The organism is Promicromonospora sp. NPDC060204, assembly GCF_042728455.1.
In the GTDB taxonomy this organism is placed as follows: Bacteria; Actinomycetota; Actinomycetes; order Actinomycetales; family Cellulomonadaceae; genus Promicromonospora.
This window is the reverse complement of sequence record NZ_JBHWZO010000199.1, coordinates 1-11,598: the sequence shown is the minus strand read 5'-3', so window position 1 is coordinate 11,598 and position 11,598 is coordinate 1. Positions and strand designations below refer to the sequence as shown.

The 11,598-nt window shown below is 72.8% G+C and carries 12 protein-coding genes; 3 read left to right on the top strand and 9 right to left on the bottom strand.

What is annotated here, in order from left to right; all coding sequences use genetic code 11:
- The coding region (locus tag ACFWEJ_RS21310) for a hypothetical protein (protein WP_377231191.1) at window positions 1-419 on the top strand (419 nt) is incomplete at its 5' end.
- On the opposite strand, the gene ACFWEJ_RS21305 is transcribed toward ACFWEJ_RS21310, so the two are convergent.
- The 7 genes from ACFWEJ_RS21305 to ACFWEJ_RS21275 all read right to left on the bottom strand — a co-directional run bounded on the left by ACFWEJ_RS21305 (window position 391) and on the right by ACFWEJ_RS21275 (window position 8,233).
- Entirely contained in the window at window positions 391-1,017 is a 627-nt protein-coding gene (locus tag ACFWEJ_RS21305; RefSeq protein ID WP_377231190.1) for a GntR family transcriptional regulator, read from the bottom strand. The two genes, ACFWEJ_RS21310 and ACFWEJ_RS21305, sit on opposite strands and share 29 nt — an antisense overlap.
- 137 nt (window positions 1,018-1,154) lie before the next feature.
- The gene (locus tag ACFWEJ_RS21300; RefSeq protein ID WP_377231189.1) at window positions 1,155-2,522 is read right to left on the bottom strand and encodes an MFS transporter; all 1,368 of its coding nucleotides are present in this window, start codon (window positions 2,520-2,522) and stop codon (window positions 1,155-1,157) included.
- A gap of 43 nt (window positions 2,523-2,565) precedes the next feature.
- A complete protein-coding gene (locus ACFWEJ_RS21295; RefSeq protein ID WP_377231188.1) occupies window positions 2,566-3,480 on the bottom strand; it encodes an amidohydrolase family protein in 915 nt (304 codons plus the stop codon).
- Between the two features lie 11 nt (window positions 3,481-3,491).
- Window positions 3,492-4,175 carry a 4-carboxy-4-hydroxy-2-oxoadipate aldolase/oxaloacetate decarboxylase gene (gene ligK / locus ACFWEJ_RS21290; RefSeq protein ID WP_377231187.1) on the bottom strand — a complete coding sequence of 228 codons (684 nt, stop codon included), beginning with the start codon at window positions 4,173-4,175 and terminating at the stop codon, window positions 3,492-3,494.
- Complete coding sequence (locus ACFWEJ_RS21285; RefSeq protein ID WP_377231186.1) at window positions 4,168-5,214, bottom strand: amidohydrolase family protein; 1,047 nt, start codon at window positions 5,212-5,214, stop codon at window positions 4,168-4,170. Before ACFWEJ_RS21285 ends, ligK begins: the two co-directional genes overlap by 8 nt.
- The gene (locus ACFWEJ_RS21280; protein ID WP_377231185.1) at window positions 5,211-6,425 is read right to left on the bottom strand and encodes a 4-oxalomesaconate tautomerase; all 1,215 of its coding nucleotides are present in this window, start codon (window positions 6,423-6,425) and stop codon (window positions 5,211-5,213) included. The genes ACFWEJ_RS21285 and ACFWEJ_RS21280 overlap by 4 nt, the downstream gene beginning before the upstream one ends.
- Window positions 6,426-6,505: 80 nt before the next feature.
- The gene (locus ACFWEJ_RS21275; protein WP_377231184.1) at window positions 6,506-8,233 is read right to left on the bottom strand and encodes an endonuclease/exonuclease/phosphatase family protein; all 1,728 of its coding nucleotides are present in this window, start codon (window positions 8,231-8,233) and stop codon (window positions 6,506-6,508) included.
- Between the two features lie 222 nt (window positions 8,234-8,455).
- Between ACFWEJ_RS21275 and ACFWEJ_RS21270 the strand changes: the two genes are divergently transcribed.
- Window positions 8,456-9,436, top strand: a complete 981-nt coding sequence (locus tag ACFWEJ_RS21270; RefSeq protein ID WP_377231183.1) for a hypothetical protein — start codon at window positions 8,456-8,458, stop codon at window positions 9,434-9,436.
- Between the two features lie 32 nt (window positions 9,437-9,468).
- Here ACFWEJ_RS21270 and ACFWEJ_RS21265 read toward each other — a convergent pair whose 3' ends face one another.
- Both ACFWEJ_RS21265 and ACFWEJ_RS21260 read right to left on the bottom strand, forming a co-directional pair.
- Window positions 9,469-9,951: a hypothetical protein gene (locus tag ACFWEJ_RS21265; RefSeq protein WP_377231182.1), complete on the bottom strand. Its 483-nt coding sequence runs from the start codon at window positions 9,949-9,951 to the stop codon at window positions 9,469-9,471.
- A 141-nt stretch (window positions 9,952-10,092) separates the two neighbouring features.
- Complete coding sequence (locus ACFWEJ_RS21260) at window positions 10,093-10,671, bottom strand: TetR/AcrR family transcriptional regulator (protein WP_377231181.1); 579 nt, start codon at window positions 10,669-10,671, stop codon at window positions 10,093-10,095.
- 72 nt (window positions 10,672-10,743) lie between these two features.
- On the opposite strand from ACFWEJ_RS21260, the gene ACFWEJ_RS21255 reads away from it, so the two are divergent.
- Complete coding sequence (locus ACFWEJ_RS21255) at window positions 10,744-11,544, top strand: SDR family NAD(P)-dependent oxidoreductase (protein WP_377231180.1); 801 nt, start codon at window positions 10,744-10,746, stop codon at window positions 11,542-11,544.
- The last annotated feature ends 54 nt before the right edge of the window (window positions 11,545-11,598 follow it).

Below are 11,598 nucleotides of genomic sequence, written 5' to 3'. Positions count from 1 at the left end.
CGCTCGGCGTGCTCTGGCTCAACGAGGGCCTCATCAAGTACCGGGCCGGGTTCGGGGCCGCCGACATCCAGCTCGTCGTCGACGGCGCCGCCGCCAACTCCAGGGTGCCCGGATATTTCCAGGTCTTCGCGGAGCACGTGCTGGGCGCGGCGCCGGAAGTGTTCGGCGTGCTGATGCCGCTGCTGGAGACCGGCCTGGGCGTCGCCCTGATCGCCGGGGTGCTGACCCTGCCGCTCGCGCTCGTGAGCGTCGGGACCCTGCTGAGCTATTGGTCGGCCGACCAGCTCACGGAGTCCTACCCGGTGATGGTCGCCCTCGCGGTCGTGCTGGTCGCGTGGCCGCTGCTCGCCTCGCGGGTGTCGGTTCCGGCGCTCGTGCGACGCGTCCGGCTCAGCCGAGCGAGCGCAGCACCTCGATGACCGAGGTGATGTGCGTGCGCATCGCGGCCTCGGCCGCGGCGGGGTCCCGGGCGACGACCGCCGCGATGACCGCCTCGTGCTGAGCCAGCGAGACCGCCGACCGGCCGGGAACGCGCGAGAGCGCGAACTGGTGGCGCACCATCTGCCCGTGCAGCTGCGCCACGATCCGGTTGGCGGTCTCGTGCCGCGCGATCTCGCGCAGCGTGGCGTGCAGCTCGGCGTTGAGGTCGCTGTAGACCGCGGACTCCCCGGCGTCGACGGCCTCGCGCATGCGCCGTCCGATCCCCGAGAGCCGGGTCTCGTCCGCATCGGTGAGCCGCTCGGCGGCCCGGGCGGCGACCAGCCCCTCGACGACGCGCCGGATCTCGCTGATCTCGATGGCCTCGTCCAGGCTGATCTCGCGGATCCGCGCGCCCCGGTTCGGCTGGCGCTCGACCAGGCCCTCGGCCACGAGGTCCTGGAGGGCCGCCCGCACCGCGAAGCGCCGCGCCCCGAACTGCTCGCACAGGTCGGCCTCGACCAGCCGCTGACGTGGCGAGAAGTCACCCCGCAGGATCGCCGCTCGCAGCTCGTCCCGCACCTGGGCGTCGTCCACCATCACGTCCCCTTCGCCGTCGTCCCCCGCCACCCCCGGGCGCGAAGCAATTGTCAACAATATGAGCAGCCTACCCGGGAGAAAGCCGTGGTCCGCGGCACCCGGAGGTGCCGCGGACCGTCGGGACCTGCGACCTCGCGTCAGCGTGTGCTGGCTGCACCCATCTCCGCGGCGGCCTGCGCGGCCAGCCGGGCCTTGCGCGTCGCCGGCCCGAAGACCGCGAGCGCCAGAGCGCCCACCACCCAGGTGCCCGCGATGAAGTAGAAGACGGTCTGGTACCCGTGCCCGCTGTACAGGCCGGCGATGATGAGCGGCCCGACGGCGTTGGACAGGCGGCCGAGCCCGTACGAGATCGACGTACCGAGCGAGCGGCCCTTGGTGTCGTACAGCTCGGGCGAGTACGCGTAGGCCAGCGCCGTGTAGCCGCGCTCGAACAGGTTGACCAGGAACCCGAACACGACGATCAGCACGGGCGTGAACGTGAGCCCGTACAGCAGGCCCGACGCGGCGATGACCAGGGCGAACACGACCAGGCACCACTTGCGCTCGAACCGGTCGGTGACCTGCGCGGCGAGGAACGAGCCCAGCGGCGCGCCCACGGTGGTCAGGGCGACGAAGAAGATGGAGTCCTCGACGCTGATGCCCTCGGCGGCCAGGAGGGTGGGCGCCCAGGAGGAGAAGCCGAAGAACCCGATGGTCTGTGTGATCCACAGGACCGAGAGCAGCAGGGTCGGGTAGAGGAACTTCTTGTCCTTGAGCATGGCCAGCCCGGCCCGGGTGGCGGGACCGGTCTCGACGGGCGGCGCGACGTCGGGCAGCGTGCCGTGCTGGGCGATCGCCTGCGCCTCCAGGTCGCGCAGCACCGCGTCCGCCTCGTCGTGCCGGCCGCGGGACTCCAGCCACTGCGGCGACTCGGCGAGCCTGCGCACGAAGAACAGGAAGAGGACGCCGAGCGAGCCCCACAGGTAGACCAGCCGCCAGGACCAGTCGTTGATCGGCACCACGAAGGACGCGATCAGGTTGGTGGCGGGCGTGCCGCAGATGCCGATCATGATCACGTACGCCTGGTACTTGCCGCGCTTGGCGCGGGGGAACAGCTCGTTGATGTACACCACGGCCACGACCGTCATCGCGGACAGGCCCGCGCTGGTCATGACCCGGAACAGCCCCATCGAGAAGATGTCCCAGGCGAAGATCGTGGCGAACGACCACACGCTGAACCACACGGTGGTCGCCACCAGCGTGCGCTTGCGGCCGAGCCGGTCGGCGAGCCCGCCGGCCACGATCGACCCGATGAACATGCCGACGAACGACAGGGACGTCACGTACGCCACGTGGTTGACGCTCGCCCCCCACTGCTCGCGGATGACGGGCGCCGTGATCGCGAACGTGTTGATGTCCGCGAACTCGAAGAAGTAGGTGAAGGCCAGGGCGACCATCGTGGTCTTGTGGAACTTCGAGATCGGCAACCGGTCGATCCGGTTGGCCGCGTTGGTCTGGGTGGTCACTGCGGGAACTCCTCTGTTTCCGCGGGCGTCGTCGCCCGGGTGATCAGGCCTCCGTCGGCCAGTACAGGCGGCGGGGGTTGTCCACGAGCAGGGCCTGCTGCAGCTCGGGGGTGGGGGCGATGTGCGGGATGTGGTCCACCAGCAGCCCGTCGTCGGGCATGTGGTGCTTGAGGTTGGGGTGCGGCCAGTCGGTGCCCCACAGGACGCGGTCCGGGAAGCGCTCGACGACCCTGCGGGCGAACGGCACCACGTCCGTGTAGGCATGGCGCTCGCCGTCCAGGGCGGCCGGGCCCGTGACGGTCAGGCGCTCCGGGCAGGAGACCTTGACCCACACGTCGTTCGCGGCCACGAAGTCGAGGAACTCCGCTAACTCGGGCCCGTCGGGGTCCTTCGTGACATCGGGGCGGCCCATGTGGTCCACCACCAGCGGCACCGGGAGACCGGCGAAGAAGTCCTTGAGGTCGGGCAGGTCGGCGGCCTCGAAGTAGACGACGACATGCCAGCCCAGCGGGGCGATCCGCGCCGCGATCGTCTCCAGCGCCGCGGTGGGCACGGCGTCCACGAGCCGCCTGACGAAGTTGAACCGCACGCCGCGCACCCCCGCGTCGTGCAGGCGGCGCAGCTCGGCGTCGGTGACGTCGGCGCGGACGGTCGCCACACCCCGGGCGCGGCCCGCGGACCGCTCCAGGGCGTCGACTAGCGCGCTGTTGTCCGCGCCGTGGCACGTGGCCTGGACGATGACGTTGCGGCTGATGCCCAGGTGGTCGCGCAGGTCGAAGAGCTGCTGCGCGGAGGCGTCGACGGGCGTGTACTTGCGCTCGGGCGCGAACGGGAACTGCGCCGCCGGGCCGAACACGTGGCAGTGCGCGTCCACGGCGCCGGCGGGCAGCGTGAAGGTGGGCTTCGTGGGGCCCTGGTACCAGTGCAACCAGCCGGGGGTGACGTCGTCGTCGGTCATGTCTGGGGTCCTCAGTCCGTGTAGGTCAGGCCGAGCTCGGCCAGCCGGGGCCGCATGTCGTACAGGTCCAGGCCGAGCTCGCCGGCGGCGAACCGCTCCCGCTTGGCGGTCTCGTTGTCCTCGCGCCGGCGGGCGGCTTCGGCCACCTCCGCGGCCCGGGCGGCGGGCACGACGACGACGCCGTCGGCGTCCGCCACGATCACGTCACCGGGGGTGACCAGCGCGTTGGCGCAGACCACGGGCACGTTGACGGAGCCGAGTGTGGCCTTGACGGTGCCCTTTGCGTGGATCGCGCGGGAGAAAACCGGGAAGTCCATGGCCCTCAGGGTGTCGACGTCGCGGCAGCCGCCGTCGATCACCAGGCCGCGGGCGCCGCGCGCCTTCATCGAGGTGGCGAGCAGGTCGCCGAAGAACCCGTCCTCGCTCTCGGTGGTGCAGGCGGCCACGACCACGTCGCCGGGGCGCACCTGCTCGGCGGCGACGTGCAGCATCCAGTTGTCGCCGGGCTGGAGCAGCACCGTGACGGCGGTGCCGCACATCGCGGCGCCCTCGTAGACCGGGCGCAGGTAGGGGCGCATGAGGCCGAGGCGGCCGAGGGCCTCGTGGACGGTGGCGACGCCGAACCGGGACAGCGCCTCGACGGCGGCGGGGTCGGCGCGACGGATCTTGGTGTGGACGACTCCGAGCTCAGACACGGGTCAGCCCCCTCTCGGTCAGACGCTGGTCGAGCCGCGGGTAGACGCGGCGGGCGTTGCCCTCGAACAGGGCGTGGACGGCGTCGTCGTCCAGGCCGCGGGTCGCGGCGTGGGACTCGACGTAGCGCCGGGTGTCGTCGAAGTGGTGGCCGGTGCGCGGGTCGATGCCGCGCACGGCGCCGATCATCTCCGAGGCGAACAGCACCCCGTCGCGCGGGATGACGTCGAGCAGCAGGTCGGCGCCGGGCTGGTGGTAGACGCAGGTGTCGAAGAAGACGTTGGTGCCGAGCATCTCCTCCGGCTCCGGCCGGCCGAGGGCCTGGGCGAGGCCGCGGAACCGGCCCCAGTGGTAGGGCGCCGCTCCCCCGCCGTGCGGGATCACGAGCCGCAGGTCCGGGAAGTCGGCGAACAGGTCGCCCTGCAGGAGCTGCATGAACACCGTGGTGTCGGCGTTGAGGTAGTGGGCGCCCGTGGTGTGGAAGGCGGGGTTGCAGCTCGTGGAGACGTGCACCATGGCGGGCACGTCGAGCTCGACGAGCTTCTCGTAGACCGGGTACCAGGAGCGGTCGGTCAGGGGTGGCGCGGTCCAGTGCCCGCCCGACGGGTCCGGGTTGAGGTTCACGGTGACGGCGCCCAGCTCGGTCACGGCCCGCTCGAGCTCGGGGACCGACGTCGCCGGGTCGGCGCCGGGCGACTGCGGCAGCATGGCGCCCGCCGCGAACCGGTCGGGGTAGAGCCCGGCCACGCGGGCGCACAGGTCGTTGCAGATCCGCGCCCACGCGGTCGACGTCGCGAGGTCGCCCACGTGGTGGGCCATGAACGACGCACGGGGCGAGAAGACGGTGACGTCGATGCCGCGCTCGTCCATCTGCCTCAGCTGGTGCGCCTGGAGGGTCTCGCGGATCTGGTCGTCGCTGATCCGCGGTCCCGCCGGGTCGGGGGCCAGGCCCGGGTCGGCCAGGGCGGCGACCTGGGTGTCGCGCCAGGCGCCGAGCGGCTCGGGGGCGGTCGTGTAGTGGCCGTGCACGTCGATGATCACGCGGTGGCCTCCTCGTTCTGGTCTGCGGTCGGTGCGGTGGTCGGGTCCCAGACGGCGCGCGGCACGAGCACCTCGCCCGTCATGAGCAGGCGGGCGGTGCGCAGGAGCGCGGAGCGGACGACGGCGGGCGGGTCGCCGCCGTCGAGCCCGAGCGCGACGGAGAACTCGCCCGACGGGTGCTCGACGGAGACGGTGACCTCGCGAGCGCCGTCCTCGCCGTCGGGGCGGACGCCGCCCGCGACCTCGTGCGCCACGCTCCCGGGCAGCACGCGGGCCGTGGCCACGGTGACGGCCGCGAGCACGCCGATCGATTGGTGCGCCACGTGCGGGATGAGCGAGCGGGTGGCGAGGTCGCCGCCTGCCCTCGCCGCCGACACGAGGGTCATCTTGGGGTAGTTCTTCGCGATCACGTCGCCCAGCCCCATGGCCTGGCCGCAGACGAGGCGCAGGCGCTCGACGCGGTCGCGCAGGCCGGCGTCGCCGTCGATCTCGGCGGGAGTCTCGTCGCCGCGTGCGCCGAGCCGCTCCGCGCGCACGATCACCAGCGGCTGGCCGTTGTCGATCAGCGTCACCTCCACCTCGCCGAGCCCCGGCACGACGACGGCGTCGCGCACGTTCCCGGTGGGCAGCAGGCTCCCGGCGACCGACCCCGCGGTGTCGAGGAACGCGATCTGGACGGGCGACGCCGTGCCCGGCACGCCGTCGATCCGGGCGTCGCCCGCATACTCGACGTACCGCCCGCCGGGCCCGGCCGGGGTGCGCACGGTGATCTCCGCGACCGCGCCGGTGTTGCGGGTCAGCACGCGGGCGGTGGTGGTGTCCCCGCGCGGCGTCAGCAGCCCGGTCTCGATGGCGAACGGCAGCACCGCGGCGAGCATGTTGCCGCAGTTCGGCGTGGTGTCCACGGTGTCCGACGCCGGCTGGAGCTGCGCGAACGTCCACTCGACGTCCACGTCGCCGGACCCGGGCGACACGATCCCCACCTTGCTCGTCAGGGGGTGCGCGCCGCCCAGGCCGTCGATCTGGCGGGCGTCGGGCGAGCCCATGGCCGCCAGCAGCACCGCGTCACGCGTGGCGGTGTCCGCGGGCAGCGCCCGGGCGTCGAAGAACAGGCCGCGCGAGGTGCCGCCCCGCATGACGAGACAAGGCACTGCGGTCTGCGGTCCCGTCGTGCGGGCACGACGGTACGACGGGCCATCGGTGGCGGTCACTGCGCTCCTCCTCCATGAGGCATGTCCCGGCACCGTAGTCCATCAACAATCTTGTTGACAATTTTGTCACCGAGAAGCGGCTACTCCTGCGCCCGCCAGGGGCCCCACTTCGTGCCCGGCCTCTCGTTGCGCGTCCACCACTTCGCCTCGTACGCCTGACCGTCGTACACAGCCACGGACCCGGCCTCGAAGATGCGCGACGGCGTCCACCCCGCCACGCCGTCCCGCTCGACGATCTCCTGCCACGGGCCGTACGCGGCGCCGGGCTCCTGGGCGCGCGTCCACCAGGCCGCCCGCCAGGTCGAGCCCTCGTACGAGATCTCGTCACCCGCGGTGTAGACCGCCGACGCGTCCCAGGCGGGCACGGCCGGGGCGCAGGCGTCGTCGCACACGCTGAACGAGGCGAGCACGGCCTTGTGGTCGGACGGCCAGACGGCGTCCGGGGTGAGGATCTGGTCGGCGCTGTCGTCGTCGACCCGCTCGTTGCGGACGATCGTCGACTGCGGCCCGACCACGACCGCGTCGTCGACCGTGACCCGCTCGTCGGGCGTGACGAACACGTAGTCGATCCGGTCGCGCTCGTCGGCCTCGGGCGCCCAGGTGAGGTCCGTCGTCGGGAACAGCGGGTTGTCGGACGGCCACGTGACGCCCGGGTTCGCGACCGGGTCGGGGTGGACCTCGCGGAACGCGTCGACCAGCCCGCCGTCGAGCAGCGTCTGCGTGGACTGCCACGGGATCACCAGGCCGTGGTGGTCCTGGAGATCGGCGGTCGCCTCGGTCCAGTCCTGCACGGACGGCTCGTTGAAGTCGCCGCCGACGACGGCGATGCGGCCCGCCGCGCGCTCGGCCGCGACGTCCGCCACCAGTGCGGCGGCCGTGGCCGGGCGGCCCGACTGCCGGTTGGCCTCCAGGATCGCGTCCACGTCGGTGACCGGGCCGCCAGGGAGCTTGTCCCACGTGTCCCAGCCGTCGGGCCAGTCGCCGAGGACGGCGCCGCCGTAGCCGCGCGGCAGGTAGGTGGCGTACCAGCGGTACTCCAGGTGGCCGCCGTAGGCGACGACCTCGGTGCCGTTCACGTCGAGCACCGCCTTGGTCCACCAGCGGTCCACTGTGCTGGTCTCCAGGATCGGGTACCGCGAGACGATGCCGGTGTCCGTCGCGATCACGTGGTCGTAGCCGAGCAGCGCGGCGACCTGGCGCGGGGCGTCGCCCTGCTCGGGCAGGAACGTGACGTCGGCGTCGGTCTCCTTGAGGATGTCGGCGATCTCGCGCGCGCCGTCGTCGATCTGGGTGCCGCCGTGCCACACGTTGAAGGTGAGCACGTTGAGCTCGCTCACGCCGTCCACCTCGGGCTTGGGCTCCGCCGGCGGCACAGCCTCGCCGCCGGTGACGGTGAGGTCGACCGGGCCGGCGAGCACGTCGTAGCCGTCGTCCTCCAGCAGGTAGACGTCGTACTCCCCCGCGCCGATCGAGGCGGCGTTGTGCGTCCAGCCGGACCGGTCCGCCGGGCCCCAGGCGACCGTACCGGTCGCGTCGGGCACGTACCGCCAGTCGAGGGAGGCCGGCCCGCCCGGCGTCGCGCCGTCGCGGTAGATGCCGATCCAGTTGCGGTCGTGCACGGCGTCGCCGGCGTCGAACGCGATGGAGACGGACTCGTCGGCGGCGATGGCGGCCCGGTCGAGGCTCAGCGCCGGATCGGCGGCGGACGGCGCGGCGGTGGCCGACGGCGCGACGGCCAGCGCGACGAGCGTCGCGCCGACGGCGACGGCCGCCAGCAGGCGTCGAGGTCGTGCAGGTGCGGATGACATCGGTTCTTCTCCCCGGGGTCGGAAATCGGTGCGGCCGCGACGCTACGAGGCACGCGTGGCCGGGCCGTGGCCGCGAGGTGAACGCGCCCGGGGTTGATAGGTCGCATGATCACCTTGACCCCCGGACCGCGGACGCAAGAGATTCGACCCCGAACGGCCCGGGCGGTTTCCGCGCCGCCGCGCACCGGAGCGCGGCGACCTCCGGGCCGGAGCGGAGTGACCATGGAACCGGACCGAAAGCTCGTGCTGGACCGGCGCAGCCTGCTCGTGGGCTCGGCGGTGCTCGGCTCGGCGGCCGCCCTCGGCGTCGCGGCGCCGCCCCGTGCGGCAGCTGCAGTGCCGGGCTTCCCCACGTTCCAGCGGGTCGGCGCCGCCCTGGACAAGTCGGCGCTGGCCTACAACCCGACGGGCGAGCTCATCTTCCCGTCGGTCCGGAACGTCGCCGGCCGGGTACAGAACCCCCTGGGCGCCTGGTACATGTACTACGCCCCGCACGACGCGCCGGGCGGGATCTGCCTGGCCTACGCCGACTCCCTCGACGGCCCCTGGCGGGAGTACTCGGGCAACCCGGTGATCTCCCGCACCTGGTCACCGCACTACTCGGTGAGCCACGTCTCCAGCCCGCACGCCGTCTGGAACGCCGCCGACAACCGGATCTACCTGTACTTCCACGGGGAGAACACCACCACCCGCGTGGCCTCCTCCGCCGACGGGCGAAGCTTCACCTACGAGGGCACGGTGCTGACCACCGCGATGCTGCCCTCGAACGTCACCGAGACGTCCTACGCGCGGGTGTTCCCGCACCCCACGAAGTCCGACACCCAGATCATGCTGTTCATGGGCATGCAGGCCGGGACCCGCAAGATCTTCGTCGGCTGGTCCACCCGGCTCACCTCGGGCTGGCAGTTCAAGCCCGAACCGCTGATCTCGCCGGCCGCGGGCGAGGGCGGCCAGCTCTCGGGCGCCCACTACTGGTCGCGCAACGGGGGCGGGCACGTGGTCTACCACGGTGGTTCCGGCAGCATGCACGTGGCCGACGTCGGCACGAGCTTCGACCGGGAGAACCACCTCGGGGTGCTCTACACGGAGCCGGTGGCCACGCGGGCCGCGGCGCCGAGCTTCGCCGAGGAGGGCGGCCGACTGTACATGTTCTACGAGGCCGGCCAGCGCGGGAACACCAACATCGCGGTGGCCCGCGCCTAGGACCGGCACCCGGGTCGGCCGAGCCCCGGCGCTCAGCCGGCCCGGGCGGGTTCGGCGGCCGCCCACCGCTCGGCCCGCAGCAGCAGGAACATCGGCGGGATCATGAGCAGCACCCACGCCAGCTCCATCCAACCGAACAGCCACAGGGCGAGGTAGAAGACGATCACGCACCAGTACGCGAACCGGGTCAGCCGGCCGCCGCACATCGCCAGCACCCCGACCACCGCCTCGAACGCCGCCAGCAGGCCGATGAAGAGGACCTGGTTCGGCGCCACGACGGCGTGCCACGTGTCGGTCACCCAGACGAAGTAGGACGGGTCCGCGAAGCCGCTGTAGCTGACCCCGGTGACGAGGTTGACCAGGTGCACGACCGCGCCGCCCAGGAGGAACAGCACGCCCACGGCGTAGCGCCCCACGTACCGCGCCACCGCGCTCCGGTACGCCAGCAGTCCCGCGACGAGCGTCGCCACCCCGCAGGCCACCCACAGGATGATCACGAACGTCTCGTCCTGCACGGTCATCACCTCCGCCGGGCCCGTGCCGCGCCGGGCCCGTCCTGCTCTCCTGTTCAGTCTCCGCCGGGCCGCCGCCGGCGGGCACGAGCCGAAGGTCCCGCCACCCGGCGGCATTGGTCCCGGGTGATGGTCCCGGCACGCTCAGGGCTCGACGACGACCGAGAGCATCGCGGTGACCTGCTCGGCGAGCAGGGACGGCGGCGCGTCCCGCAGCGCGGGGGTGGTGATGACGGTGCGCATCAGCCAGACGCCGGCCAGGAGCGCGAGGCCGAGCTCGGCCCGCTCGTCGGCGCCGGGCCCCTGGAGCGCGCCGGCGAAGCGGGCGCCGACGTGCCGCTCGATGCCGGCCCGGACGATCTCGGCGGCCCGCGGGTTGGCGGCCGAGCGGAGCATGAGCTCGAACGGGCCGAGGTGCTCGGCCCCGGGGCCGGTCCGCTCGACGAGGGCCTCGGCCGTGGTGCGGGCCAGGTCTGCGGGCCGCTCGGGGTCGGCCGGGACCATCGTCGCCGGCTCGAAGGACGCCTCGACGACCTCCGTGAACAGCCCCTCCTTGGACCCGAAGTAGCGGTTGACCAGCATCGCCGTGACGCCGGCGTCCGCGGCGATCTCGCGGACGCCCACGCCGTCGTACCCGCGGCGGGTGAACGCGACGAGGGCGGACGACAGGATCGCCTGGCGGGTGGCGGCGGCATTGCGGGAGCGTGCGGGGCTCGTGTCCATGCGCGAAGTCTACGTGTGTATACTCGGAGGGTAAGTCTACGAGCGTAGACATACGGGGAAAGGAACGAACTCATGGATCTGCACCTCGCAGAACGACGCGCACTGGTCACCGGCTCGACGTCGGGCCTGGGCGAGGCGACCGCCCGGATGCTCGCGGCGGAGGGTGCGGCCGTCGTCGTGCACGGCCGTGACGCCGGGCGGGCCCGCGCGATCGCGGACGACATCATCCGCGACGGGGGCCGCGCCTCCGTCGCCGTCGGGGACCTGACGACGGACGAGGGGGCCGACGCGGTCGCCGACGCCGCCCTCGCCGGCGGGCCCGTCGACGTGCTGGTCAACAACGCGGGCGCCTACGAGCACCTGAGCTGGGCGGACGCGACGTCGGAGGCCTGGGCGGTCACCTACGACCAGAACGTGATCTCCGGCGTCCGGATGATCCAGCGCCTCGTCCCCGCGATGCGGGAGCGGGGCTGGGGCCGCGTCATCACGATCGGCGGCGGGCTCGGCGGCCAGCCGATGAACAGCCACCCGCAGTACAACGCCACCCTGGCGGCCCGGCACAACCTCGCCGTCTCGCTCGCCCGCGAGCTCAAGGGCACCGGCGTCACCTCGAACGTGGTGGCGCCCGGGGCGATCCTCGTCCCGGCCGTCCGGGAGCTGCTGACCGGCATCGCCGGCGACCGCGGCTGGGGCGAGACCTGGCCCGAGATCGAGGCCGCCTCGGTGCGCGAGCTCGTGCCGAACGACACCGACCGCTTCGGCCGCCCCGACGAGATCGCCGGCGCCGTCGCCTACCTGTGCGGCCCGCTGGCCGACTACATCAGCGGCGCGTCCCTGCGCGTCGACGGCGGGACCGTCCGCAGCGTGCAGTGAGCACTGTGCGTTGAGCAGAGTGCAGCAGACGACGCGGGGCCCGCAGCTCACGGC